The organism is Paenibacillus agaridevorans (genome assembly GCF_018604145.1).
Lineage (GTDB): Bacteria > Bacillota > Bacilli > Paenibacillales > Paenibacillaceae > Pristimantibacillus > Pristimantibacillus agaridevorans.
In genome coordinates this window covers 4,650,652-4,676,974 of the sequence record NZ_CP075889.1, presented here as the reverse complement: position 1 = coordinate 4,676,974, position 26,323 = coordinate 4,650,652, and the positions used below count along the sequence as shown (strand labels likewise).

The window sequence follows — 26,323 nt, the reverse complement described above, 5'->3', positions numbered from 1 at the left end:
CTCCCCTTCTGTACTAAAGGGTGAGAGCATGTCGAAAAACAGTTGGGTCGAAGAAAATCTGGAGAACGCGTTAAACACCTGGAACGACAAGATGAACGAGATTTGGCAGCTAGTCACACAGTCGCCAGCTGATTTTAAAGGTGGAGCGATCTGGCAGGTCGTCACGGATATCCATGGTGCGCTGCAGGCGACCGGGCTTGCGCTGCTGGTGCTGTTTTTCGTGGTAGGTGTGATGAAAACAGCGGGCAATTTTGCCGAAATCAAGCGGCCCGAACTGGCCGTCAAACTGTTTATTCGCTTTATTCTCGCCAAGGCGGTTGTGACCTACGGGTTGGAGTTGATGATGGGGCTGTTCACCATCGTACAAGGCGTCATATCGACCATTATGGGGAACTCCGGCTTTGGGGCGATGGAAGGGATCAGCCTGCCGGGTACGATTTCACAGGCGATTGAGGACGTTGGGTTTTGGGAGAGTATCCCGTTGTGGATTGTCTCCTTGCTTGGCAGCCTGTTTATTACCGTGCTGTCGTTTATTATGATTCTATCTGTCTATGGCCGATTTTTCCGTATCTATTTGTATACCGCGATAGCGCCTGTTCCATTGTCAGCATATGCTGGTGAGCCGAGCCAAAGCATTGGAACCTCCTTCCTCAAGGGATATGCGGCGGCATGCCTGGAGGGGGCGATCATTGTACTGGCCTGTATCATTTATGCAGCTTTCGCCGAAGCGCCCCCTGCTGTTGCAGATGGAGCCGGAGCGGTGACGATGGTTTGGACCTACATTGGCGAGTTGATCTTTAACATGCTGGTTCTGGTTGGTGTTGTCAAAATGGCAGATCGAGTCGTGCGAGAGATGATGGGCTTGTAGAGAACGGAACTCTTACTCCGTTTCCTCGCCGAGCAAATGGCCGACAGTAATCTCCAAGGCTTTGGCAATAATCAGTACTTCGAAGTCTTGTACCAGTCGATCTTGGCCTTCTAGACGTGATAGACTGGTCGGACTGAGATCAAGACCCAAAGTCTGCAGACGAGCCAGAAACTCCTTTTGCTTCATCTTCCTTGCTTTGCGAATGACAACAACCCGGGAACCGATAATATTTTTGTCGCCAGGCGGGTCTTTTCGATGCTTCATGGTGGACACCTCACAATGGTTTACATTGTACGAAATGGCATGGTTGTTTTAATGCGAATATCGAATTAAAATAAAATAAACCGATAATCGCATTAAAATCTGCCGTCGTTGTCTACTATTTACAAAGGAATGGGTATGTAAACCGAACAGAGGAGTGGATGAATGAGCCGTTTTCTAAAAATATTGGAAAAGGAACGGCAAAAGCTGAACCAACTTGGATTAGAATCGTTAAAACAATCAATTCCGTTGGCAGATAATCCAAAGGTTCAGAAGCAAAGCCGTATCGTAGATGAATTGGTTGCTCAATATCAACAAAGAAAGGCCAAACGACGTCATACGGTGAGATAAAGGGAGGAAGGGGGCAGGGGCATTTGAGTTACTGCCCCATTGTCAGTTTTTTTTAGAGTAGCAGCAAGATGAACAAGGTTTAGGGCTCGTGGTCTGATTAATCGTTAGCTTGGGAGTGATGCAGATGGAGATCAAAATTAACCGGGAGATCCGGGCGTATACGGAAAGCTTATTCTTTGGACTGTCCTTGCGGCAGTTCTTTTTTTCTGTTTTGGCTGTAGGAGCGGCGATTGGCCTGTACTTTGGCTTACGCAACCATTTTGGAATCGAAACGGTGAGTTGGATGTGTATCCTGGGGGCTGCTCCTTACGCCGCGCTGGGCTTCATTGAGTATCACGGCATGACCGCAGAGCAATTGTTATGGGCGTATATAAAGTCGGAGTTTTTGATGCCGAAGCGGCTCGTCTTCCATTCGACCAACCATTATGTTGAAGCGTTGCGGGTGAAGCTACGGCAGCGTGGTCTGGAGGAGACACGATGATTAAAACGCTCAAGCGCATCCTGAGCCAAGACAAGGAACGTTTTGTCGTTCCAAAGGGTGTTCAGCAAGCGATCCCGATTCGAGCCATGTGGCCGGACGGGATTTTTTTGGTTGGCAACAAATTTTCTAAGTCTTTTTGCTTTGAGGATATTAATTATGCTGTGGCCTCACGAGAGGACAAGGAAGCGATGTTCCTCGCATACGGAGAGTTGCTTAATTCGTTGGACAGCGGTGCAACGACGAAAATTACAATCAACAACCGCCGACTGAACCGGACGGACCTGGCCGATTCGATTTTGATCCCGTTGCGGGAGGACGGCTTAGACTCGTACCGGGAAGAATATAATCGTATGCTGCTCGACAAAGCGACCGGTGCCAATGAAACGTATCAGGAAAAATATATCACCGTCTCGATTGCAAAAAAGAACATTGAGGAAGCGCGGCAATATTTTGCGCGGATCGGTGCCGAGTTGTCCGGGCATTTTACACGGCTCGGCTCCAAATGTACGGAGCTGAATGCGACGGATCGCTTGCGCAGACTACATGATTTTTACCGAATAGGCGAAGAGGGCGGATTTCGTTTCGATTTGTCGGAAACGATGCGCAAGGGGCATGATTTCAAGGACTATATCTGTCCAGATACGCTGGAGTTTGAGCGGGATCATTTTCGGATGGGGCGTTTCTACGGCCGCGTGATCTTCCTGCGGGAATACGCCAGCTATATCAAGGACAGCATGGTTGCCGAGCTGTGCGACCTGAATCGAAACCTGCTGCTGTCGCTCGATGTCATCCCGATCCCGACCGACGAGGCGGTGAGGGAGGTGGAAAACCGGCTGCTTGGCGTGGAGACCAACATTACGAACTGGCAGCGGCGGCAAAATAAGAACAACAACTTTTCGGCGGTTATCCCTTATAACATGGAGCAGCAGCGCAAGGAGAGCAAGGAGTTTCTGGACGACCTGACCACCCGGGATCAGCGAATGATGTTCGGATTACTCACGATGGTGCATATTGCAGAGAGCAAGGAGCAGCTTGACCAGGATACCGAAGCCTTACTGACGACAGCCCGCAAGCATCTGTGCCAGCTTGCTCCGCTGACCTTCCAGCAGATGGACGGCCTGAATACAGTGTTGCCGTATGGGCTGCGCAAGGTACAGGCGTTGCGGACGCTCACGACCGAAAGCACGGCAGTCTTCATCCCGTTTCGCGCCCAGGAGGTCATGCATCCCGGCGGCGTTTACCAAGGGCAGAACGTCATCAGCAAAAACATGATCTTTGCCAGTCGCAAGCAATTGCTTAACGGAAACAGCTTTATTTTGGGCGTTCCCGGCTCCGGCAAAAGCTTCACGGCAAAACGGGAAATCGTGAATCAGGTGCTGGCAAGCGACGATGATGTGATCCTGATCGACCCGGAAAGGGAATATTCCGCCTTGGTGAAGGCGCTTGGCGGCGAGACGATTCATATCTCGGCCACATCGCCGAACCACATTAATGCCATGGATTTGAACCGGCAGTATGGCGACGGAGCCAATCCGATCATTCTGAAGTCCGAGTTTGTGTTGTCGCTGTGTGAGCAGTTGATGGGCGGGTATCCGCTCGGGGCGAAGGAAAAATCGCTGATCGACCGTTGCACCGCCAGTGTCTATCGAAGTTTTTTGCAGAGCCAGTATAAGGGGGAGCCTCCGACGCTACGAGACTTCCATGCGGAGCTGCTTAGGCAAGCGGAGCCGGAGGCACAGGACATCGCACTCGCGATAGAATTGTTCACGTCGGGTAGCCTGAACACCTTTGCCCAACCGACCAACGTGAATGTTCATAATCGGCTGATCAGCTACGACATATTGGATTTGGGCAAACAATTGCTGCCGATTGGGATGCTGGTTGTGCTAGATAGCATTATCAACCGCATCACGCAAAACCGGGTAAAGGGCAAAAACACGTATATCTTCATTGATGAAATCTATTTGCTGTTCCAGCACGAATATAGCGCTAACTTTCTGTACGCCTTGTGGAAGCGCGTCCGAAAGTATGGTGCTTTTTGTACGGGCATTACGCAGAACGTGGACGATTTGCTGCAAAGCCATACCGCCCGAACGATGCTGGCTAATAGCGAATTTATCGTGATGCTTAACCAGTCCAGCACCGATCGGAAGGAGCTCGCTGAGCTGCTGAACATTTCGGACTTGCAGCTCTCCTACATTACCAATGTGGACGCCGGAAACGGATTGATGAAGATCGGCAACTCGTTGGTACCCTTCGCCGATCAGTTCCCGCGGGACACAATGCTGTATCAATTGATGACGACGAAGCCAGGGGAATAAACATGCCTGATTTCGCCGCGTTCTACTTGAGCTAGATAGCTGCCCGCCATGCCAATGCGCTCGCTAAGTAACAATCAGTTCAAAGTATGATGAAACCTCAAAAGGGAGGAACTGTGGCACTGGGCCTAGTAAACTGGTCCCCTCGTCAAGGACACTTTGAAAAAGAGAGTTAAGCTACCGACAAGAGATGATTCCTGTATTGTACAGGAGTCATCTTTTTTAATCCCCATTGGTATCTGTGATGGTTGTAGTAGCGGATGTAGCGATCGATTTCATGTTTAAGATCTTTTAAAGTGGAAAAGTTTCGACTAATGACGTGGTCTTTCATGTGGCCGTAGAAGGATTCCTGAGGGGCGTTGTCCCAACAGTTTCCTCGCCTGGACATAGACTGTCCAAGCCCTTTCTTCTTCAGTAGTTTCTGATACTGGGGGCTTGTGTAGTGACTGCCTTGATCGGAATGTATAAAAGCCTTCTTATGTAGTTTCAAGCGTCGTTGCTTCATGAGATTTTTAATCGTATCCGTTGCTAATGGCAGAGTGAGGCTTTCGGAGAGGTTGTAAGCAAGCAGCTCTCCAGTGGAGCCGTCCAAAATGGTGGATAGGTACGCCATCTCTGACCGGCCAAATGGAAGGTACGTAATGTCGGTAAGCAGCACAAGACCCGGAATCTCCTTCTTGAAATCCCGTTGTAGCTTATTGGGGACAACTCGATGTTCTTGGGTGGCTTTAGCCATTCGGCGATAAGGATTTGGCTTTCGGTGAGGACAAACGAGTTCTAGGTCCCGCATATGCCTGCGAATCCGCTTTCGGTTAAAGATAACATCAAACTCGTTTTCCAGAACCATTTTGATCGAGCGAGCGCCCTTTTTAAAGCCTCTTCTAGAGAACGCCTTCTTGACTAGCGCGCCATCCTCTGCGTCCAGTCGAGCGCGCTCTACGCGGAAATCTGCAGCCTTAAGATAACTGTAGTATCCTGATCGCGAGACATTAAGCAGTTCGCATAGATAGCGCGTCATTCGCTTGAATCCCTGTCCTACGGCTTCATGAATAAGTTCAAACAGCTTATTCTTGCTCAGGTTTCTTCCCTTGGCTACCAGCCACCTTTCTTTCGTGTCTGCTTTTTTTAGCAGTTCAAGTTGAGACTCCAGAAGTTTGATCCGCGCATCCTGCTTGGCGATGATCTCGTCTGGTGACTGCTCCCGTCTAAGTGTTCGTCCCGAGGGGTCTTTACGGGAATCCATGAGCCCAATGATTCCGCCCCGCTCATAAGATTTCTTCCAACGGTCTGCACTTTGCTCTACACGCTTTATACCTAAAACTTCTACACTAAACCCATGGGCTTCGAAGATCTCTCTCGGCGTCTTACCCTCGAGATATTGATCAATGAATATCCGTTTGAACTCCTCTGAGTACGTAACGGCTATCTCACTTACCTTCGTGATGTATTTGTTTTTTGAGAGATGACCCAGTTCTGCCTTGGAAAAAAGTTTTTTACTCATAATGCCCTCCCTTGATGCTAGTACCAGTATACAAAAAGGCCCCCACAGCCTAAACACCTTTTTTCAAAGTGTCTAGTCTATGGGGACCAGTTTATAGGTTCCTCCCATTTTATCGTAGAATCAAGTATTCCAGCTATCCAAAGAGAGTTTGGCGAGCCGTTTGCTTGATCTTTTTTCGCAAGCGATAGATTCGCGTTGTGACAGCCGTTTTCGAGAGGTTGTATTTTTGGCTGAGCGCGTGTATGGAAAGGTGATCCTTGAAGTAATCAACATAAAATTCCGTTTCCGTGCGGCTGAGCTGCTGCAAGACATGACGAACCATTTTGTTCATGTCCAATGTGCCGATTAAAACCTCGTACAATTCACAACTATTGGCTGTCAGTTGATTGGCTATGCTGTCGCTGATCGCAATTTCGTACTTTCGTCGTCGATAGAGCTTCCGGTAATAAGCGTTCACTTGATTCCTCGCGGTCTTGCACAACCATCCCGCTAGATTAGGATGAGCCTGCAAGGCCGTGATATTCTCTTGCACCTGTACAAAGGTGTTCTGCGCACATTCCTCGGCCATCTCGATAGCCTGTCCCCTCATTAGCCTCTTGCAGTAGTTCAAAACTCGGGTGAAATACTTGCGAAACACATCCACGAAAAACGTTTCATTACTCCTGAGCTTCATCAAATTCGCGTCCTCCTTCTAATTCAGGTACAAAGACAACGACTAATGGAACGGAGCGGCTGGCAAATCCCCTCCGTAATCTAAATTGGTTCCAAAGGCGTTGTTCATTCCTAGATGGAGTGCCTCCTGCGAGCGGACACTCCCGATATATGGTGTCGAATCCCTAATCCCTTCGTCATAGAGCAATAATTTTTTGACGTTTTATGTGATTTTGCGACTATAAAGCGACATTATATATAAGGGAATATTAACCTAATTTAGATTCTTCAACCAATAGTCTTTTAGAACTAAATAATTTAAGTGGAGTATCAGGCTTGAGGTTTCGATCATCCATCATTTGCATCTCGGTTAGCGCCAAGACAACTCGAGACAAGCAATCACAGTGGTGCTGCCTTGCAGGCAGGAGCTGATAGATATGCGATCTCCTCGAACGCACGATCGTTTAGTTACTTTCCGATTTCTTGCTGCCGGTAGTGGGCAGTCTGCTTTCTTGAGTCAATCGGTTATTCGTTGGCCGAAATATGTTGGTGCCGGAACCTCTCAAGCTGGAGGTTCTTTTTGTTTGCCAGAACGTCGAAGGAAGCGATGGGCAAGCAGCAAGGGCTGCCGTTCTCCGCCTCCGGTTTGGTTTATCAAAAAAACCAATCTGGAGGCGGTAATAATGAAGCTAAAAGTCAACCTGCGCGAAATCTATCCCTTCTATCAAACGGATGTTTGGGTGGAGGTAGAAGAAGAGATGGCTCGTGAACTGAGACAGTTTGAATTAGATGAAAACGCATATATTTTAAAGCGATATCGTAATCGTGCCTATTTCTCCCTGAATCGGGAGGATGGTATTGAGCAAGAAGCCTTGTACAATACGGCTTCTCCAGAGGAGCTGCTGTTACATAAGGCTTCCCGTGAAGAATTGTACAAAGCCCTGTGTCAATTGCCGGACAAATGGGTGCAACGCATTTATGCGCATTATATGTTGGGTATGAGCAAAGTAGCGATCGCGCGATCGGAGCAAATTGATGAAAGTACCGTTCGTAAGTCGATTGAACGGGGACTTCATCGACTAGCACGGTTGTTAAAATCGGAGTAGATGAGCCGTGAGATCGGTAGAAAGATCATCATTTGAAACATAACATATGGAACGTAGAGTGCCCGATTCGAGCTCCAAAATGAAACGGATAGTAGAAGGACTTTTTTGGCCTTCTTGCTTCTATCGATTATTTTGAGAGGTGAATAAACATGAAGCCCACTTTATTCCTAGACTCCGAACACGAAGCCTTCTACTATCGGATGCTGGATGAATGTCGAAACGTAGACGGCTATCATCGCGCATTGTTTTACACGCTGGGTATATCCAAGGATACCCGCGGAAACATTCACGACGTATTCGACTTTTCTAACGGGGGGATTAAGCCGGAGGGCTTGTCCGCCCCATGGCAAACGGGCAGTTCTGTCCGTACTTGCCGCTTGGCATTTAATCTCTGGAATGGCTGGAGCCAGGCTGGAGCGGAACGATATTCCACTCCGCACGAGCTTTTCGATTGTGGTTTTGCTCCTTACTTTGTTGAAGCAATCCGTCTTCGCTATCCCGAATACTGCAAGGTTCAAATCCCTCCCGTTAAGTTCAAAGCAGAACGCAGCCGGTAGGTAGGGAGGGTAATAGCGGTGAAAAAGCTAAAAACCAAACGTATCGTCAAGTCGATCAAGCAGATTAACAAGCAGGCTCGCGTACTCCAGAGAGGGGTACTTCGAAGGAACAACACCGCCCGCTACAGAGAGCAGGAGCGGCCTCGTTCTACTTCGGAGGAGATACAGGACCGCAATGATGCGAATATGCAGCGAGCAATAGGAAGCATCGTACGTGTATCAATGGTAGCTGCAACCATTATCCGAAAGCGATGGCACCTTGTCGATCAGGCATATCATTCTCATCCAGAAGCCGACCGAGATTCGCGGGCGAGCATGCCTATCCGATTAATGCGGTGGCCAATTAACGGGATGAAACCACGAAACGCAAGGCGGAAATCGCAGCGCTTAACTGGAAAGGCGGTGGGTCAACACCTGCCTGAGAGGCAACCAGCCGGGAAAAAGAGGGTTGGACATGAAACAGCCAGTATCAAAGCGGCCCACAACGTAAAAGTGAAAGGATATGCGCCGCGGCGGATGGCCGCTGCGGCGGCTTCTCCGTTAGCGGAGAAGATGAAACAGAAAGGAACAATTCGCCAGAGGATAGCGCTTAAGATGGTGGATCGCACGATTAAGTCTGTTCATCTCTCCGCATCAGAGGCAGGTCATGCTCGTAAGGAAGCAAAGCATGATGTTCAGCAGAAGCGAATGCTACAGACTGTAACCCAGGCTCGGCATTCGATTCATGCGGCACGAGCAGTCGCTCACATGAATCTTCGTTTGATGAAAATACTCGTTCGAGCCATAGCACTATTGGTGAAGGGAATGGCTGCTCTAATGGGAGTCAGCAGTAGCGTTATTATCCTGCTATGCATCATTATGATCATCGCGGCGCTTCTCTCCTCCCCGTTTGCCATATTCGTGGCAGATGAAAATACAGAACCCGGTACACAGAAGCTATCGTTGATTGTAGAGGAGTTGGATGAACAATTTAAGACTCGATTGGTGCAGGAACGTCAGGCGGCTGGAAATGTAGATCGCGTAGAAATGCATTACGTTGGCAGCGCGGACAACAGCCGTATCGACAACTGGCCGGAGGTATTGGCCGTTTTTTCGGTCAAAACGTCCATGTCCACGGTGGGCATCGACGTGGCAACGATGGATCGCAAGCGGGTAGAACTGTTGCAAACGGTTTATTGGGATATGAATCAGCTCGATTCGCATGTGGAGACGCTGGAGCTTACGGAAATGGTAGTCATTGAGCAGGAGGATGGAAGTACAGAGGAACAACAGGTGACACAATATGAACGTGTCTTGCGTCTATCGATTACAGCCCGAACGGCAGAGCAGCAAGCGGCTTTCTATGATTTTAATTCTGAGCAGACCGATATGATAAACGAATTGTTGTCAGCCGAATTTCGTCCCATGATGCTTGCGCTACTTGGCAAGGACGAGCATGTAGGCTTGTCATCCGGGGAGCTTGAGGCGGTCCGAACAGACTTACCAGCGGGGGTGCTTGGAAGCCAGGCTGTTGATATGGCGTTGACTCGGCTGGGTGATCCTTACAGTCAGCTAAAGGCAGGACAGGGCAACTTTACAGATTGCAGCTATCTCGTTCAGTGGGTGTATCAGCAATTGGAAGTCGGTTTGCCAAGAACGGCGGCAGAGCAGGCGCGTTTTATCGTAGAAATCGGACTGACACTAACTGCTGATGAACTAATGGCTGGCGACCTAATTTTCTGGAGCTACGAGCAAAATGGGCGATTTATGGATATAACGCATGTCGGCATTTATGCCGGTAACGGCATGGTCATTGACGCATCCTCCAGTCGCTTGCAGGTTGTATATCGGAAAGTATTCGACGCCGAACTTCAAGTGATGTATGGCAGGCCATATTTTCAGGGGGAGAAAACCGGAATTTATTAAACGAGGTTTTGTGAAGTGGCCTGTAAACGTATCACAGCCCTGCAGCCCTTCGGTCATTTTACAGATGATCTGTACGGTTTTCATAAAAAACATAATTTTTCGAACCGTTTTTTGACTCGTTTAATATGCCAGAATCCCATGTACCATAATGCTCCGAAAATGCAGGATTACGTGAGGCCACAAGTGGCAATCGGTAGAAACTATACAATAACTACAAAAGCACCATGCACAATCATTATGCGCATTCTAGAGTGATAAATCTCTACGATCGCTTGGCCGAATCAATTGGAGCAGGACCCGACTTACCTGGTGCCAAGTCCTCATTTATCGGATGAGTTTCCCTGGCTATCGACCCTCTCAGGTATCTCATCCACCAAACGCGAGACATCGATCGTGATCACATAATAAGGGTATATTCAGGCTGTATTGAGCGGAATAATGAAGCTTAAAAAAGCTAATATATTTATAGAGCCTCATTAATATATTCGTACTGCTTAAAAGAGGGAAGAGTTTAAAATGATGAAATCCTACAATTAAGAGGTGAAGGTTATGATGACGGGGACAAAAGGGAATACGACCTATTATCGACTTTATATAGACGGACTATGGATGGATTCGGCCTCCGGGCGCTTGACTGAGGTGTTGAACCCGGCCAATGAAGAAGTGATTGGATATGTCAGCGATGCGGACCTGGAGGATGTGCAGAAGGCGCTGCTCTCCTCGGAGAAAGCTCAGCGCTCGTGGAAGCTGCTGCCTGCTGTTGAGCGGGCTCGGTATTTGGTCAAGCTGGTGGACCGCATCCAAGAGGAGCGGGAGCATTTCGCCCGGCTGCTTGTGCTTGAGCAAGGCAAGACCTATCGCGAGGCGCTTGGCGAAGTCGACGATACGATGGCTTATTTCATGTACGCGGCGGAATCGGCTACCCGCTTGAAGGGCGATGTGCTGCCGGCTAACCGTCAGGGCGAGATGCTTATGATTCAGAAGGTGCCGTACGGCGTCACTGTAGGGCTGTGCGCCTGGAACTATCCCCTCGCGCTCATTGGCCGCAAGCTGGGCCCGGCGCTGGTGACAGGGAACACGATGATCATTAAGCCGCATGAGCTCACGCCGATTGCGTCTGCCGAGCTGTTCCGTCTCATTGATGAGGTTGGCTTCCCGCCTGGAGTGGCCAATCTCGTTACGGGCACAGGCGTGGAGGTCGGAGGGGCGCTGGTCAGCAGTCCCATTACGAAGCTAGTCACTGTTACGGGCAGCGTTAGAGCGGGACAGGCGATCTACAAGGCGGCGTCGGACAACATTACGGCGTTATCTCTGGAGCTGGGCGGCAAAGCGCCGTTTGTTGTGCTGGAGGACGCTGATGTGGATCAAGCGGTAGAAGCGGCTGTTGGCGCGCGCTTCGCGAACTGCGGGCAGGTGTGCATCTGCAATGAGATGGTGCTTGTGCATGAGAGCATTGCCGATGCATTTACGGAGAAGCTGCTGGAGCGAGTGAAGTCCATTAAGCTAGGCGATCCCTTCGACGAGTCGGTGACGATGGGGCCGAAGGCGAACGGGCGGGATCTGGAGAAGATTGATGCTATCGTGCAGGAGACGGTCCGACAAGGCGCTACTCTGGCTGCCGGCGGCAAACGTCCAACAGGAGACGGGTTCCAGAAGGGCTACTGGTACGAGCCGACGGTACTCACGAATGTTACGCCTGATATGGCTGCAGCACGAGAAGAGATCTTTGGACCGGTCCTGCCGATTGTTCGGATCGGAAGCTTCGAGGAAGCGGTGAGCATCATTAATGCCAGCGAGCTTGGCTTATCGGCTTATCTGTACACCAATGATTATCGCAAGCTGATGCAGGCAATCCAGGTGCTGGAGGTGGGAACGGTATTCCTGAACCAAGGCATGTCAGGCTGCATGCAGGGCCATCACAGCGGCCATAAGCTGAGCGGCATCGGCGGCGAGGATGGCGAATACGGTATTGAGGGCTATCTCCAAAAGCGTACTGTTTACTTGAATTATGCCTAATAGAGGTTAAGAAGCCATATAGGAGCAGCGGGGCTGAAAGGTTAAGCCCTCGCTGCTCTTTCTTGTACAGGCTGGGAGAACGCTTACGATTTTTATAGGATTGCCATGCAAATGCTTAAGATATTTATGCGATTGGCCCAGCATAGTTCGATAGAATGAAGGGGCAGATGAATCGGAAAGGGGTTAACAAGGAATGAAGCGACACAGTTTGATGATTCTGGTCTTCCTCCTCATGATGGGAGCGTTCTCATCGCAGGCGTATGGCATGTCCTCCAAGCACTGGGCGGATGGCACAATACAGGCTTGGGTGCAGGCGGGATATGTTGAGGCGGCATCAGAAGAGGTAAAAAATCCGAATCGCGCGCTCTCTCGCGAGGATGCGGCGAAGCTGATTGGGAGCTCCATCGGCTGGGAAGCCATGGATGCTTCGAGACAGTCGAATGCGGGAGCAGCGGCTTGGGCTGTTCAAGCGTCCCAAGGTAAGTCTATTGATCAGGCCAATAAAGGAGTTACTCGAGAGGAAGCTGTCATTGTCGCTTCTGCATTCATAAGCGATGATGCTGCAGGAAGCGTTGAGCTGGACCGGATTTTCCGGGATATTGCCGGTATGAGCGCTGAAGGGAAGGCGGCGCTTAAGACCGTATATGGTGCTGGAGTGTTCGTAGGCAACGGGAGCAAGCTGCGCCCTCAAGCGAAAATTACGTTCGCAGAGCTGGTGACAGCGCTTGACCGTGTCATCTCGCATCGATATGGATTCCCTTCTCTTGATTTCGAGAATGGTGCAATTCCAGACTTTGTAACGACAGGAGATTCCACGATTGAGGTTGTCCACAACGAGGCAACGGACTCCAAGGCGCTAAAGGTCGTGTACGCCGCTGCGGACTTCCCGACTGTCAAATTCACGGCGACTACGCCTTGGCAATTCGGCAGCGGCAAAGCATTGTCCTTCGAGGTCACGAATCCGACGGACAAGGACATTACCTTCTATCTGCGTATGGATGATGACAAAAGCGCGGACGGCGTGGCGCATTCCACTGTAAGCGCTGCCGTTGCGAAAGCAAACAGTACACAAAAATATTTTCTCAGCATGGGCTCGGAAGCGCTGGATCTCGGGATGCGGTTTCTGCCGCCCAATCCTGCCGGCAGCCAGCTTGGCTACGGCTGGGGAGAGAAGGGGCTGGACAGCAGCCATATCGTGGAATTCCAGCTGTGGCAAATGTATACGAAGCAGGAATCCACTCTCCTATTCGATAACATTGCCGTAATCGGCGATCCCAATACGGATCTCAGCTACATGGACGACCTGGTGGATGGCTATGGCCAATACAGGGGCTTGGACTGGGAGGGCAAGGTACATACCGATGGGGATTTCCTTGCTGACAAGAAGGAAGAGGCTGCTGCGCTCGCCAGCGCCAAGCCGTTGGAAACAAGCAAATATGGCGGTTGGCTGAACGGACCGAAGCTTGAAGCTACCGGGCACTTCCGTGTGGCGAAGCATGAAGGCAAGTGGACGCTGGTGGATCCCGAGGGCTACTTGTTCTTCTCCAATGGTCTTGATATCGTTCGACTGGATGATATGAATACCTGGATCTCAGGCCGGGAAAATATGTTCACGGAGCTCCCCTCCAAGGATGGAGAGCTGGGCGAGCATTACACTTATACATCCATAGTAGGGGCTCCTCCACTGGGGCAAACAGAGGGCTGGCTGTTCAACCATTACCAGGCCAATCTGGAGCGCAAATACGGACAGGACTACGTGAAGGCATGGAAGGACATCTCTGTGGATCGCTTCAAGAGCTGGGGCTTCAGCTCGCTCGGTAACTGGTCGGACCCGGCATTATTCTTCGGGAAGGGCGATGAGCATGGTATCGCTTATGTTGCCAATGGCTGGACGCATTGGGGACAGCATGCCACCATTCCAAGCGGAGGCGGCTGGGCGCCGGTAGCAGATCCATTCGATCCGGCGTTCAAGACAAGCGTGGACGACATGCTGGACGAACAAATATTGGCGTATGGCGTTGAAGATGACAAGTATATGATTGGGGTGTACATCGACAACGAGATCGCTTGGGGCAATCCCGCCAATACGGGAAGCAAGTACGCGCTGATCAGCAACATTATGGCCATGGACAGCTCAGCCAAGAGCAGCTATGCCAAACGCACAATGATTGCCCACCTGAAGTCTGTTTATCAAAACAAAATTGAAAGTCTGAACAGCCAATGGGGCACCAGCTTCGCCTCCTTTGACGCTCTTGGCAAGCCTTATCAGCCGGCAGAGCTGTCCGAGGGCATGCTGCCTGACTATTCGACCATGCTGAGTCTTCTGGCGGATGAGTACTTCCGCATTGTGGATAAAGCGGTGAGCGCGAAGCTTCCCGATACCCTTTATCTGGGCTCGAGATTTGCGGAGTGGGGCACAAGCGAAGAGGTGCAGAAGGCAGCGGCGAAGTATGTGGACGTCATCAGCTTCAATGTGTATAAAGAGGATGTGGAAGGCGAAAACTGGATGCATCTTGAGGAGCTCGATATGCCGGCGATTATCGGTGAATTTGCTTTCGCTTCGGATGACAGAGGCATGTTCGGAACGGGACCAAACGCGGATACGTCGGCTGTGGATCAAGAGAATCGCGGCGAGAAGTATGTTCATTATATGGAGACTGTACTGAACAATCCTTATTTTGTCGGTGCGCATTGGTTCCAATATGTGGATCAGCCGCTGCTTGGACGCGCATGGGACGGGGAAAATTACAACCTAGGTTTTGTGGATGTAGCCGATGTGCCTTACGAGGAAATGGTTAGCGCTGCAAAGGATGTGCATGCGAGAGCATATGACATCCGGTTTCTTGGCAAGGGCACAGGTACAGGAGGCGGCCAGCCAGGCAAGGAGTGGCTGATGTCCTTTGAGTCGAACGAGGATTTGTCCATCGTTACAGCCTACAAAACAGCCGTTGTTCAGTATGGAGCCACTGGCGCAACGGATGGCAAACGGGCGATGAAGGTTAGCGTAGGTACGCTAGACGCGGATTACTCCGGAGTGGAGATCAAGCCGGCAGCCCCATGGAACCTGGGAAGCAAGCCGCTCGTGGTCGCCGATGTGACCAATCCCAATGCGCTGCCGATCCAGCTTCGCGCGAATGTAACGGATAAGAAGGGCGCGCTTCGTACGTATTATTTTGCCATTGGGGCCAAGGAATCCCGCACGATTTCGATAGCCCAGTTCAAGGCCTCCGACCCTGTATGGGGGGAGCAAGAGGGCTTCTGGGGAGCGGAAGCGACGGGGCTCGACGCTTCGGGAATCGCCTCCATTCAGCTGTATCTGTGGGAGGATGCGCCGGAGAGCGGAGATTCGTTCGTGATCGATAACCTTCGTTTGTCACAGAAGTAGGCTGTCCCGCTGGTTTGAGCACTTTGTTTCCAATTGGAAACGGGTGCTCTTTTCCACTTTGTATCTCATCCCTTACAATAAGAGGACGTGATACTGGGAAGGAGAGGTGGAGCATTGCGAGTCTTGTATGCTATAAGCCGATACATCGGCAAGTCCCTGTATCGCAAAATATTATTGTCTTATTTGATTATTATCGCTTTAATTGTATTCGTGCTCCTGTTCGACTTCTATTTCCGAACGGCTAATGACTTGCGGGCACAGGCAGTAGATAGTCATCTTCGCCTGACGCAGCAATCCGCTTCCACGCTGAACGCAAATATGACGAACGTCAAAAGCTTTGCCTGGAACTACTTTGGAGACTTTGACTTTCATCAGTTTGTGCGCGGTATGGGCACGGATCCGGAGGGACAAAGCTCTTACCGCGGCAAAATATCCAATTTTGTATACAATCATCCTATTGTATCGAATGTGGTGATCTCGCAGCTTGACGGCTTCGCTATGCGGGTAGGCGGTCTGGTATCCACCCTGATTGCCCCCAGTGAAATGCAGCGCTTGACGGAAGTCGCGATTGGAGCCAATGGCAAAGGCTTGTGGCTGCCTACGGACATGTACAATCCCAGCGCGTCAGGACAGCAGGTCGGTTACACGCTGTCGTATGTCCAAGCGATTCGACAAATTACCTTGACATCGCCCGGTCCCATTCTTGGTGTGATGCATTTTACGCTGTCATCGGAATCGCTGGAGCAGTGGCTGGCGGAAAGCGAGGGGAGCCGAGAGGGCAGAACCTATCTGGTGGATAAGGAGCTTGGCACCATCGTGTATTCCAGGCATGCCGCTGAGCGGGGCAAGCGCATCTTGACCGCTGAGGAGCTGCTGATGGTGGGCAGCCAGAGCAAAGGCCACTATTACCGTTCCAGCTTAGGAGAAAACCAATTGATCGCTTATGACAGTCTGGGTCATACGGGCTGGCTTGTCGTTACGGAGGTGCCTACTCGGGTGCTGACGGAGTCTGCCGACAATTTCACGAAGCGGACGATCTGGATTGGCGTGTTCACCCTGCTGTTCTCCATGCTGTTGGCGGGATTTATATCGTCCCGCACCATTACGCCGCTTAAGCTGCTCAGCAAAGGCATGAAAGCGATTGAGAAGGGTAATTATTCCGTCGTGCTTCCCGTGCGTACCGAGGATGAGATCGGGTATCTGAGCAAATCCTTCAATCGTATGACCAGGGAGATTAACCGTCTGATCAGCAAGGTATATGAATCGGAAATAGTGAAAAAAAATGCGGAAATCAAATCGCTGCAATCGCAGATTAATCCCCATTTCCTGTACAACACCTTAGGCATTATCGATAGTATCTCCTCGCTGCACGGGGACGATCGAGTATCTCTGATCAGCCGCTCGCTGGCCAAGATGTTCCGTTATAATATAAGCGGCAATGATGTGTCCAAGCTGGATGCGGAATTTCAGCAAATCAGGCTCTATTTGTCCATACAGAAAATCCGGTTCGACAGCAGGCTGGACTACACCATTTATTTGGAGCCGGGTCTGGAGCAGGTGCCGATCCCAAAGCTTCTGTTCCAGCCGCTAGTGGAGAACAGCGTCAATCATGGAATCAGCCATAGCATTGATGGCGGGATTGTCCGAATTGAAGCGATTTCTCTGAGTCAGGACGAGCTTCAGGTGAAAATATGGAATAATGGTTTGGTCATTGATGAGGAGCGGCAGCAGTGGCTGAGGGCGCTGCTGCAACTGGAGGATGCTCCTGCAGGGCTTGAACATCAACAGGCTTCTATTGGCCTTCACAATGTGCAATCCCGTATCCGCATGTTATATGGTTCGGAATGCGGCATTACGTTCAGCAGCGACGAGCAATATGGGACAACCTTTTCAATTACGATCAAAACCTATTTGCCCGACCAGGAGGCTTAAACGATATGAGAATTATGGTGTTGGATGACGAGCCCATTATTCGACAAGGCATCATCCATAAGATTCGTCAAACCGGTCTGCCTGTAGAGGTCGTAGCGGAAGCGGGGGACGGGCTCAAGGGGCTGGAGCTGATGAAGACAGCGAAGCCGGAGCTGATTGTAACGGATATTCATATGCCCGGCATGAACGGTCTGGAATTTATCCGACATGCGTTGGAGCTGGATGCCCGGGTTAAGCTGATCATTGTCACCGGCTATGATCAATTTGATTACGCCAGGCAAGCGATCAAATACGGAGTCAGCAATTATCTGGTGAAGCCGCTGGAGGACGATGAGCTGTATGCTACGCTGATGGAGCTGTTGGAGCGCAGAGAGGCGGAGCAGCAGACGGATCAGATGATTCAGGAGCTGAAGTGCGTGGCTGAAACAAGCCAGGAGGCTTCCCGTCAGCAGGCGCTTACCCAATTCCTGCAGGAAGAGGACTTCGCGGAGGCCAGCAGCGAGCTGAATGAGCTTGCGAAGCATGGAGCTGCCTTTACGGCGGTTGTCCTCCAATTGGAGCCGTTCAAGGTGCCTCATGGCTCCTTTGGTCCAGGTGAGGAGGAGCTGCTCTGGTTCGCAATCAAAAATATTGTAACGGAGCGCTTCCTGTCCAATGCTATCAGGGGCATCCTTGTGCATCATTCGCTGAGGCGCTTCGAGCTGGTGTACGTGCTTGGACTTCAGAAGGGGCAGGACAGCGCGGGAGTGACCTATACGCTGGAAGCGATTTCGTTCGGCATTCGGAAGTATCTCAAGCTGGGAGTCACGATAGGCGTAGGGCCTTATCAGCCACAAATGGCGAAGGTGCAGGAGAGCTACCGGGAAGCGAAGCAGATCGCCAGGAACGCGATCCTTCATGGAGGGAATCGGATCTATCAGGCCCAGGGCGCAGCGAATGGGGGCCAAGAGGCGCAACGGAAGTCCTTTATCGGCCAAGAGGATGTCAAGCTTCTGGAGGATTGGCTGGGCAAGTGGGAGAAGGACAAGGTTCACAAGTGGATCGAGCGGCGGCTTGGCGCCATTGTGCAGGAGCCCGCCTCCAGCTATGTGATGGTGGAATGGTTCTGCGTGGATTTGTATCTATTCCTCAACAAATATTGGATCACCCATGCCACGGATTCGCAGTGGGCGATCGGCGAGCTGACAGATTTGCAGCGAGAGCTGCAGCAAGCGACAGCATGGCATGAGATTGTCGAGCAGATGAAGCGGCTCGTTACGAATATGATTGGCTTATTGTCCAAATCCAATAATATTGAAGGAAAAGAAATTATGGAGGCGGTTCGGCTCTACTTGGAGCGCCATTACGCAGAGCCTATCCAGCTGGCGATGATTGCGGAACGGTTCTTTATTCATCCCAATTACTTCTCCAAGCGCTTTAAGGAGAAATACGGGGAATCCTTTGTTGATTTCTTGAATGGGCTTCGGATGAAGGAAGCGGCGCGGCTGCTGGTGGAGACCGATATGAAGATACGCGATATCAGCGAGAGGGTCGGTTTCGACGATGCGGCTTATTTCGGAAGCGTATTCCGCAAGCGCTTTGGCGCTACTCCAGGCCAATATAGGGATAAGAGCGCTCCGCATGCGTAGAAAGGAGGGGAGAAGGATGGTTGCAGGTATTGTGACAAGAGCGACATTAGCGGCGGGCGCTGTCCTATGGTTCCTATTGTCTTTGACCGCGTGCTCCGGAGATAACCATCAGAAGCTGGAAGATGGCTTGACGGACCCTGTTATCGAAATTGTTGTCTGGGACAAGCCATTCGCGGGCTCGGCAGAGAAGGCGTATTACGAGCGCATGTTTCAGGAATTCGAGCAGGCCTATCCCCATATCCGGGTGATTCATATGGAGGCGGCCTTCCAGAAGGAACGCGAGCAGTTTATGACCGCTGTCGCAGGGGGCGAGCAGCCGGATTTGTACAATGCCGCATTTCCCGATATGGAGTCGTACATTGATCAGGGCATTCCTGCCGATATTACAGAGCTGTGGACACAATATCCGGACAGCGCCGACTATTCCTCCATTGCTATGACGACAGCGGAGAAGGATGGACGAATCTATGGTATTCCTAACTTCATGTATGTGACAGCCTTGGCGTATAACAAACGGATTTTTGAGGAGAATGGCATCAACCCGGAGGAAGCGTTCTTGAATTGGGACTCCTTCGCAGCGGCGGCGGAGCAAGTGACCGACCGCTCCAGCAATCAATATGGCTATACCATTCTGGGAACCGAGTGGGCGGATTGGTTCTATGAATATTATGTGTGGCAAGCCGGAGGTGATCTTACCAGCAAGAATCCTGATGGAACCGTGCAGCTGACCTTTAATTCCAATGCCGCGGTTCAGGCGCTGAGCTATTATCAGGATTTGAAGTTCCGCTATGGCGTGACGCAGCCCAACACGCTGCAAAGTCTGGATGACAACAAAAAAGACTTCTACGCTGGGCGCGCCGCGACGATGATTACAGCCTCCAACTGGTTCGGGGAAATGCTGGAATCGGGTGTTGACATGGATGATATCGGTGTGATGACGTTTCCGAAGGGTCCCGCCGGCGTGTCACTCGCACAAGTGGGCGGGGGCATCTGGATATTGAACCCGAACGCAACGGAAGAGAAGCAGCGGGCAGCCTTCACCTACGCGACCTTCATGACATCCAAATACGCGTTGGAGGAGATGCTTCGATTCCAGAAGGAGCACGGTATGCTGCCCAATCTATTGTCAGTGCGGGAGGATGTTGATCCTATCTCTTACGCCGAAGGGATGCCGGAGGAGCTTGTCCGCAGTATTCAGCGGGCAGCCGAGGGGAGTCGGCTTGAATATTTCCTGAAGTCCCGTCTAAGCCCTTATGTCTCTGCTGCGGTTCAGGAGGTTCTGCTGAATGAAAACACAAAGCCATATGATGCCCTCACCCGAGCGCAGGAGAAAGCTCAGCGCGAGGTCATTGACGCTTATAATATGGAGTTCGACTAATCCAGGCGAGCGGACAGCCTTCCAAGGCTTCCGCTCGTTTCTGTATGTATGGTTAAGATTTTCGTATGAACCGCTTAATATATTCTTACAGCTCACGCCCCCATTCCTTCTACAATAAGAAGTGTAAAGCAAAGCAAAGCAAAGTTTAAGCACATCACTCGAATGGGGGAACTATCAGTGAAAAAGAAAGCAAAGCTAATGGCTGTTCTGGCCCTGACTCTTGTTGTATCGCTGTTCATGGCAGCATGCTCCGGCAACAACGGCGGCGGCAATAATGGAAGCGGCAACGGAGATGATGCCGCGTCAGCACCGCCTGCTACGGATGAAGTGGTTGAGATTGTATCATGGGACATGCCGCAGGACGGCGACCCGGCTAAGCCATATTGGGAGCAGGTGTTCAAGGATTTCGCCGAGAAGTATCCCAATATCAAGGTTGAACACGTCATGCAGACGCTGACCAAAGAAAGAGAGCAGTTCATGACAGCCGTTGTAGGCGGCGAGCAGCCGGATCTGTACGCAAATGCGTTCCCGGATATGGAATCCTACATCGACCAAGGCATTGCGGCTGATATTACGGAGCTGTGGAACAACTACGCGGAGAAGGATATGTTCCTGCCATCCGCTACACAGGCAGCTACAAGAGACGGCAAAATTTACGGCATTCCGAACTTCATGTATGTAACGGGACTGGCTTACAACAAACAAATGTTTGCTGACGTGGGCCTGGATGAAAAAGAAGCCTTGAAGGACTGGGAGTCCTTTGGAGAAGCGGCGCAGAAGCTGACGGACGCCTCCAAAAATCAATATGGCTACGCTCTGCTGGGTATGGATTGGGCGGACTGGTTCTTCGAATATTATGTATGGCAAGCCGGCGGCGACCTGACCGAGCAGCAGGAAGATGGAAGCGCTAAGCTGACCTTCACATCTGAGCCTGCAGTAAAGGCGCTTCAATACTACCAAGATCTGAAATTCAAGTATAAAGCGACACAAAAAAATGTGGTACAAAGCCTGGATGAGAATACCAATGACTTCTATCAAGGACGCGCAGCTTCGATGATTGCGGCATCCAACTGGTTCGGCGGTATGGTATCCTCGGGCATGGATATTGAAAATATTGGCTTCTCCGCACTGCCTCCGGGCCCAGGCGGAACATCCCCAGCACAGGTAGGCGGCGCGGTGTGGATCTTTAATCCGAAGGCAACGCCAGAGAAGCAGCAAGCGGCGTTCACATACGCAACGTACCTGATGTCAAAGGAAGTACAGGATGGCCTGCTGCAATATCAAATGGATAACGGAATCTTCCCGAATCTGCTGAATGTAAGATCTGATGTTGACGCATCCCAATTCGTAGAAGGTATGCCCCAAGAGCTGATTGAGAACGTGCAAGCGGCTGCCGGCGAAGGGCGTCTGGAATACTTCCTGAAAGCGCGTCTGAGCCCTTATGTGGTCAAAGCTGTTCAAGAGGTGCTTCTGGATGAGAAAGCGGATCCTATGGCGGTTATGCAGAAGGCGCAGGGTCTGGCACAGCGTGAAGTCGTAGACAAATATAATCAAGAAGTTAAAAAATAATAGCCATTGGGATTCTCCCGGCAGGGGGAATCCCGATAGCCGTTCCTGGGGTGAGGGAGACATATGTTGCGTACATTAAACATTCGCTGGGTGCCTGTTCTGTTTCTGTTGCCTTCCGTCGTATGTTATTTGCTGTTCAAATATTATCCGTTGTTGAATATGGCGTATATTAGTTTTTTTGACTATAGCATCGTTAATCCGCCTGGCAAATTCATCGGCTTCGCCAACTATACAGAATTTCTGAGCTCAACCACGTTCTGGCAAGCGATTTCGAATACATTTATATTTTTTGCGCTTTATTTGGGCCTGACGTTCTGGATTCCTATTGTTCAGGCTTTGTTCCTATACGACATTCAGAAGGGTAATGCGTTTTTTCGATTCATGTATCAAATGCCGACAATCATGCCGCTTGTAGGCGGGGTGCTCGTGTGGAAGTGGATGTACAACCCGGATTTTGGTCTGCTCAACTATTGGCTTGATTTTGTAGGATTAGGTCCATACCTGTGGCTCAACGACGCCACGATGACGAAGCTTGCGATTGTGTTGCCCGCTGTATTCGCCGGCAACGGCATATCGCTGCTCCTGTATTATTCTGCGCTGAAGTCCATTCCAACGGAAATATTGGAGGCGGCGAAGATGGATGGAGCTGGTCCATGGAGAAGAATGTGGACGATGCTTCTGCCCAACATCAAATTTATTATAGTTATTCAATTTGTAGCCTTTATGTCAGGCGTATTGCTGGCTTATGACCATATCTATATTATGACGCAAGGCGGACCGGCCGGAAGCACAACCGTGGTGTCCATGCTCGTGGTCAACTCGGCCTTCCAGCAATCCCGATTCGGCATATCCGGTGCGGTATCCGTATTTATGTTTATCGTCATTGCGGTGCTGACCCTCATTCAGAATAAAATTTCCGCAGAAAAGGATTGATCATATATGGAACGTACACGCATCAGGGAAAAAGGCGGAAGATCGCTTAGGATTACGGCCTATGTGGTGACGATATCATTCGTAATCTTTGCGTTGATCCCCATTCTGTGGATGTTCGCCTCCTCGCTTAAGACGGAGAAGGATATTAACTCCTATCCGCCCAAGTGGCTGCCGACGATTCCCCAATCCATTGAAGTGACCATCGATTATACGGGGATCAATGAAAGCGATCCGGAGTTTTACGAGAAGGACGCCATGAGAGCCATGTGGTACCCGTGGATGAAAAATATTCGGGAAAGCATCGGCGATGTGACCGTGACTGGCGTGAAGGACGGGCGAACGCTCTATACGGCAGAGACCGTCTCCTCCATGTTCTTCGTAGGACAGCCCAAGGTTGTGCCAACCACGATCTTCAACGACAAGATGATGGATAAGAAGCTGCCGATTATTCGGGAGAACAAGCTGTCCAAGTTCAATTGGGAGGGGGAGGGCGGCAAGAGCATAGCGGTAACGCCTTCTATAGCGGAGTCGGATCTGTCCACTCGCTTCTCGGCCTTCTACGGATCCAATGAGCTGGTTAAAGGTCAAGTAGTTGCCATTAGCGAGACATCCAATTGGATTCGGATATTCAGCAGCTATACGGCGCTGAACAAGGTGGCGCAGGATACGGCCGGGGCGCTGGGCTTCGCCCAATACTTCCTGAACAGCGCCATTATTACAGTGGCTAGCGTGCTTGTGCAGATGGTGCTGGGCGGGCTTGCCGGTTATGCGCTGGCTCATCTGATCGAGAGCAAGAGATGGAAGTTTATATGGGTGATGTTCTTCTTGGCCACTATTATGATTCCGGATATATCCTTGCTGCTGCCCCTGTACCTTCTAATGAAAGACTTGGGTCTCGTCAACTCTCTGCTTGCGGTTATCCTGCCGCACACCGCGTGGGGGATTGTGATCTTCCTGTTCAAAGGCTTCTTCGATCAGGTGTCCAAGGAGCTGCTGCAGGCGGCCAGAGTGGATGGCGCATCAGAGCTCAGAACCTTTCTGCAAATCGTGACGCCACTGTCCATTCCAATCTTCACTACGGTCGGCGTTATGACCTTCATACCGGTATGGAATGAGTTTCTGTGGCCGCTTGTCGTCAACAGCTCGCCGAAATATTGGACCTTTACCGTTGCGCTCAACGATCTGCAAAATCAGCCAAGCGTGCTGCAAAACATGCTGATGGCCAGCGCGTTCGTATCTATGATTCCACTGCTGCTGATCTTTCTGTTCGCGCAGAAGTATATTGAGAAGGGCGTTGCGTTCTCTGGCGTGAAGGGTTAAGCAGCTTCAGGACAAGGAGGCCGATTAGCGATATGAAAGGAAAGGTTGCGATTGTAACGGGCGCCGCTGGAGGCATTGGCAGAGGCATCGTCGAGGTGCTGCTTCGAGAGGGCTGCCGCGTCGCTATGCTGGACTGGAACGAGGATGCTGGCCAAGCGGCCATGTCAGAGCTGACTGCTACCGGCGGTGAAGTGCTGTTCATACGTACGGATGTAGCCAAGGAGGAGGAATTGCAGGCGGCTGTGGAGCAGACCGTCTCCCAATTCGGTGATGTTCACATTCTGGTTAATAATGTAGGAACTCATTATTACAGGCCGGTGGAGCAGATTCATTCGGAGGAATTGGATCGTGTGTTGCGGACGGACCTGAAGGGGCAGTTCCTCCTAATTCAACAGGTGCTGCCTCATATGAAGCGGAACCAGTCAGGTTCCATTATTAATATCGCCTCCGTACATGCGCATGTTACGCTTCCGGGCTTCAGCTCCTATGCGGCGATCAAGGGCGGAGTAACGGCCATGTCGAGGAGTCTTGCGTTGGAGCTGGCGCCATTCGGCATCCGGATTAATGCCGTTCTGCCAGGATTAACGCGGAACATAGCTATGGATCGATACCTGAGCACCATTCCCGTTGATAACCGCAAGACGAGGGAAGCGGAGCTGACCCGGAATATCCCGCTGGGAAGAATGGCGGAGCCTGACGAGATTGGCGAGCTGGTCGCCTTTCTTGCAAGCGACAAGGCATCCTATATGACGGGCTCCTCTCTTGTGATTGACGGCGGGGTTTCGATCCGGCTGCATAATGATTATTGACTGCGTGAACAAGACGCTTCAGCGCTGTAAGCTGGAGTGTCTTATTTTACCTACTTATGTTTATATATAAAATTGTGTTTGACATAAAAAATGAAGGGGGTATAATTGAAGTAATCGAACGCAAAGGGGAATGCGGGATGCGGATAACAAACGTTCAAGTGCATGTCATGAAATCGCTGCTGGAGGAACCTTTTTATTTCTCTCAAGGCTGGGTGAAGCAGCGCTCGTCGGTGCTGGTGGAGATCGAGACGGATGCCGACATTACAGGGTGGGGAGAGTGCCTGTGCCATGGGCTCCAGCCGCCGGAGATTGCCGCCGCCTTTATTAGACACGCGTTTGCGCCACTTCTAATAGGAAGAGATCCTCATGACACGGATGTGCTCTGGGAGGAAATGTACAATCTGTCGCGTCCTTACGGCCAAGGCGGCGCGGCGGTGAATGCTATAAGCGGCATTGATATCGCATTGTGGGACATTAAGGGCAAAAGCTGCGGCCTTCCCGTCAGCAAGCTGCTCGGCGGCACGTTCCGCACGCAGGTTATGCCGTATGCGACCGGCTTCTACCGGACGGCGAAGGGCAGCTACCCCGCGGATGGCGTAGCAGAGGCGTTGCAGCATAAGGCGAATGGTCTTCGTGCCATGAAGCTTAAGATCGGCTTCGGCATAGACGAGGATCTGGCCTTGATCACCTCCGTCCGGGAAGCGGTGGGACCGGAAATGCGGCTCATGGCGGATGCCAATGGCGCCTATAACACGGGACTGGCAAGAAGGCTGCTGCTGGAGTCGGAGTCGTCTAAGCTGTATTTTATGGAAGAATTGCTGGCTCCGGAGGATATAGACGGCTACAAAGCGATTCGTCATGCTACAGGAACATTAATTGCATCCGGTGAGAATCTGTTTGGCAAGATGGGCTACCGTCACTGGATTGCGCAAGGCGCGCTTGACATTGTGCAGCCTGATCTCTGCTCCTCGGGAGGCTTCACGGAATGCAAGAAGATTGCAACGCTCGCACAAGCCTGGAATACGATGATGGTTCCTCATGTTTGGGGTTCGGGAGTTGGCCTGGCGGCCTCGCTCCAATTCATTGCGTCCCTGGCGCCGACCCCGCTGGGCCTGTTCCCTGAGGAGCCTATGCTGGAATACGATCAATCGTCCCATCCATTCCGTGCGGATCTGATCGGTCATGCCATTACGATGAAGGACGGTATGGTGTCGATTCCGGATGGACCTGGTATTGGTGTGGAGATCAATCGCGAGATTATTGAGAAATATGCGGTGAAGGATTTAAAGGGCATGATTTTGCCGTTTAAAGAGGAAATGAAGTGATGCTAACCGCACAGCAGTAGACAGAGACT

20 protein-coding genes are annotated in these 26,323 nt (G+C 51.0%); 17 read left to right on the top strand and 3 right to left on the bottom strand.

Annotated features, from left to right (window positions below):
* Window positions 1-28: 28 nt before the first annotated feature.
* The gene (locus KJW29_RS19105) at window positions 29-868 is read left to right on the top strand and encodes a VirB6/TrbL-like conjugal transfer protein, CD1112 family (RefSeq protein WP_087569036.1); all 840 of its coding nucleotides are present in this window, start codon (window positions 29-31) and stop codon (window positions 866-868) included.
* Window positions 869-880: 12 nt separating this feature from the next.
* Here the strand turns inward: KJW29_RS19105 and KJW29_RS19100 are convergent, their stop codons facing one another.
* Window positions 881-1,132 carry a helix-turn-helix domain-containing protein gene (locus tag KJW29_RS19100; protein WP_087569035.1) on the bottom strand — a complete coding sequence of 84 codons (252 nt, stop codon included), beginning with the start codon at window positions 1,130-1,132 and terminating at the stop codon, window positions 881-883.
* A gap of 162 nt (window positions 1,133-1,294) precedes the next feature.
* Here KJW29_RS19100 and KJW29_RS19095 point away from each other — a divergent pair, with 162 nt between their 5' ends.
* From KJW29_RS19095 to KJW29_RS19085, 3 genes are all read left to right on the top strand, one after another.
* A complete protein-coding gene (locus KJW29_RS19095; protein WP_087569034.1) occupies window positions 1,295-1,480 on the top strand; it encodes a hypothetical protein in 186 nt (61 codons plus the stop codon).
* A 124-nt stretch (window positions 1,481-1,604) separates the two neighbouring features.
* Complete coding sequence (locus KJW29_RS19090; RefSeq protein WP_087569033.1) at window positions 1,605-1,961, top strand: PrgI family protein; 357 nt, start codon at window positions 1,605-1,607, stop codon at window positions 1,959-1,961.
* Window positions 1,958-4,282 (top strand): VirB4-like conjugal transfer ATPase, CD1110 family, encoded by a 2,325-nt coding sequence (locus KJW29_RS19085; RefSeq protein WP_087569032.1) that lies wholly within the window; start codon window positions 1,958-1,960, stop codon window positions 4,280-4,282. Before KJW29_RS19090 ends, KJW29_RS19085 begins: the two co-directional genes overlap by 4 nt.
* Before the next feature lie 169 nt (window positions 4,283-4,451).
* Here the strand turns inward: KJW29_RS19085 and KJW29_RS19080 are convergent, their stop codons facing one another.
* Both KJW29_RS19080 and KJW29_RS19075 read right to left on the bottom strand, forming a co-directional pair.
* Window positions 4,452-5,780: an IS3 family transposase gene (locus KJW29_RS19080; protein ID WP_214625748.1), complete on the bottom strand. Its 1,329-nt coding sequence runs from the start codon at window positions 5,778-5,780 to the stop codon at window positions 4,452-4,454.
* A 133-nt stretch (window positions 5,781-5,913) separates the two neighbouring features.
* Window positions 5,914-6,453, bottom strand: a complete 540-nt coding sequence (locus tag KJW29_RS19075) for an RNA polymerase sigma factor (protein WP_087569031.1) — start codon at window positions 6,451-6,453, stop codon at window positions 5,914-5,916.
* 661 nt (window positions 6,454-7,114) lie between these two features.
* On the opposite strand from KJW29_RS19075, the gene KJW29_RS19070 reads away from it, so the two are divergent.
* The 13 genes from KJW29_RS19070 (at window position 7,115) to KJW29_RS19010 (ending at window position 26,294) form a co-directional block, all read left to right on the top strand.
* Window positions 7,115-7,537, top strand: coding sequence for an RNA polymerase sigma factor (locus KJW29_RS19070; protein ID WP_087569030.1), 423 nt, complete (start codon window positions 7,115-7,117; stop codon window positions 7,535-7,537).
* Window positions 7,538-7,686: 149 nt separating this feature from the next.
* Window positions 7,687-8,094, top strand: a complete 408-nt coding sequence (locus KJW29_RS19065) for a DUF6075 family protein (RefSeq protein WP_087569029.1) — start codon at window positions 7,687-7,689, stop codon at window positions 8,092-8,094.
* Between the two features lie 18 nt (window positions 8,095-8,112).
* Window positions 8,113-9,999, top strand: a complete 1,887-nt coding sequence (locus KJW29_RS19060; RefSeq protein ID WP_209071905.1) for a C40 family peptidase — start codon at window positions 8,113-8,115, stop codon at window positions 9,997-9,999.
* 549 nt (window positions 10,000-10,548) lie between these two features.
* The gene (locus KJW29_RS19055; RefSeq protein ID WP_087569028.1) at window positions 10,549-12,015 is read left to right on the top strand and encodes an aldehyde dehydrogenase family protein; all 1,467 of its coding nucleotides are present in this window, start codon (window positions 10,549-10,551) and stop codon (window positions 12,013-12,015) included.
* Between the two features lie 193 nt (window positions 12,016-12,208).
* Window positions 12,209-15,400: an S-layer homology domain-containing protein gene (locus tag KJW29_RS19050; RefSeq protein WP_087569027.1), complete on the top strand. Its 3,192-nt coding sequence runs from the start codon at window positions 12,209-12,211 to the stop codon at window positions 15,398-15,400.
* Window positions 15,401-15,514: 114 nt separating this feature from the next.
* Window positions 15,515-17,332 (top strand): cache domain-containing sensor histidine kinase, encoded by a 1,818-nt coding sequence (locus KJW29_RS19045; protein ID WP_214625747.1) that lies wholly within the window; start codon window positions 15,515-15,517, stop codon window positions 17,330-17,332.
* A 5-nt stretch (window positions 17,333-17,337) separates the two neighbouring features.
* Window positions 17,338-18,960, top strand: a complete 1,623-nt coding sequence (locus KJW29_RS19040) for a response regulator (protein WP_209071901.1) — start codon at window positions 17,338-17,340, stop codon at window positions 18,958-18,960.
* Window positions 18,961-18,976: 16 nt separating this feature from the next.
* On the top strand, window positions 18,977-20,338 hold the full coding sequence (locus tag KJW29_RS19035) for an extracellular solute-binding protein (RefSeq protein WP_214625746.1): 1,362 nt from the start codon (window positions 18,977-18,979) through the stop codon (window positions 20,336-20,338).
* Window positions 20,339-20,515: 177 nt separating this feature from the next.
* A complete protein-coding gene (locus tag KJW29_RS19030) occupies window positions 20,516-21,907 on the top strand; it encodes an extracellular solute-binding protein (protein WP_246608281.1) in 1,392 nt (463 codons plus the stop codon).
* Between the two features lie 63 nt (window positions 21,908-21,970).
* Entirely contained in the window at window positions 21,971-22,840 is an 870-nt protein-coding gene (locus KJW29_RS19025; RefSeq protein WP_087569022.1) for a carbohydrate ABC transporter permease, read from the top strand.
* Window positions 22,841-22,846: 6 nt separating this feature from the next.
* Window positions 22,847-24,160: a carbohydrate ABC transporter permease gene (locus tag KJW29_RS19020; RefSeq protein WP_087569021.1), complete on the top strand. Its 1,314-nt coding sequence runs from the start codon at window positions 22,847-22,849 to the stop codon at window positions 24,158-24,160.
* A 32-nt stretch (window positions 24,161-24,192) separates the two neighbouring features.
* Window positions 24,193-24,969 carry an SDR family NAD(P)-dependent oxidoreductase gene (locus tag KJW29_RS19015; RefSeq protein ID WP_209071899.1) on the top strand — a complete coding sequence of 259 codons (777 nt, stop codon included), beginning with the start codon at window positions 24,193-24,195 and terminating at the stop codon, window positions 24,967-24,969.
* Window positions 24,970-25,106: 137 nt separating this feature from the next.
* Window positions 25,107-26,294 carry a mandelate racemase/muconate lactonizing enzyme family protein gene (locus KJW29_RS19010; protein ID WP_087569019.1) on the top strand — a complete coding sequence of 396 codons (1,188 nt, stop codon included), beginning with the start codon at window positions 25,107-25,109 and terminating at the stop codon, window positions 26,292-26,294.
* Window positions 26,295-26,323: the final 29 nt, after the last annotated feature.

Bases quoted from the DNA above. Each gene is read 5' to 3' on its own strand.
- KJW29_RS19105 (WP_087569036.1), top strand. From the start codon at position 29: ATGTCGAAAAACAGTTGGGTCGAAGAAAATCTGGAGAACGCGTTAAAC.
- KJW29_RS19100 (WP_087569035.1), bottom strand. From the start codon at position 1,132: ATGAAGCATCGAAAAGACCCGCCTGGCGACAAAAATATTATCGGTTCC.
- KJW29_RS19095 (WP_087569034.1), top strand. From the start codon at position 1,295: ATGAGCCGTTTTCTAAAAATATTGGAAAAGGAACGGCAAAAGCTGAAC.
- KJW29_RS19090 (WP_087569033.1), top strand. From the start codon at position 1,605: ATGGAGATCAAAATTAACCGGGAGATCCGGGCGTATACGGAAAGCTTA.
- KJW29_RS19085 (WP_087569032.1), top strand. From the start codon at position 1,958: ATGATTAAAACGCTCAAGCGCATCCTGAGCCAAGACAAGGAACGTTTT.
- KJW29_RS19080 (WP_214625748.1), bottom strand. From the start codon at position 5,780: ATGAGTAAAAAACTTTTTTCCAAGGCAGAACTGGGTCATCTCTCAAAA.
- KJW29_RS19075 (WP_087569031.1), bottom strand. From the start codon at position 6,453: ATGAAGCTCAGGAGTAATGAAACGTTTTTCGTGGATGTGTTTCGCAAG.
- KJW29_RS19070 (WP_087569030.1), top strand. From the start codon at position 7,115: ATGAAGCTAAAAGTCAACCTGCGCGAAATCTATCCCTTCTATCAAACG.
- KJW29_RS19065 (WP_087569029.1), top strand. From the start codon at position 7,687: ATGAAGCCCACTTTATTCCTAGACTCCGAACACGAAGCCTTCTACTAT.
- KJW29_RS19055 (WP_087569028.1), top strand. From the start codon at position 10,549: ATGATGACGGGGACAAAAGGGAATACGACCTATTATCGACTTTATATA.
- KJW29_RS19050 (WP_087569027.1), top strand. From the start codon at position 12,209: ATGAAGCGACACAGTTTGATGATTCTGGTCTTCCTCCTCATGATGGGA.
- KJW29_RS19040 (WP_209071901.1), top strand. From the start codon at position 17,338: ATGAGAATTATGGTGTTGGATGACGAGCCCATTATTCGACAAGGCATC.
- KJW29_RS19035 (WP_214625746.1), top strand. From the start codon at position 18,977: ATGGTTGCAGGTATTGTGACAAGAGCGACATTAGCGGCGGGCGCTGTC.
- KJW29_RS19025 (WP_087569022.1), top strand. From the start codon at position 21,971: ATGTTGCGTACATTAAACATTCGCTGGGTGCCTGTTCTGTTTCTGTTG.
- KJW29_RS19020 (WP_087569021.1), top strand. From the start codon at position 22,847: ATGGAACGTACACGCATCAGGGAAAAAGGCGGAAGATCGCTTAGGATT.
- KJW29_RS19015 (WP_209071899.1), top strand. From the start codon at position 24,193: ATGAAAGGAAAGGTTGCGATTGTAACGGGCGCCGCTGGAGGCATTGGC.
- KJW29_RS19010 (WP_087569019.1), top strand. From the start codon at position 25,107: ATGCGGATAACAAACGTTCAAGTGCATGTCATGAAATCGCTGCTGGAG.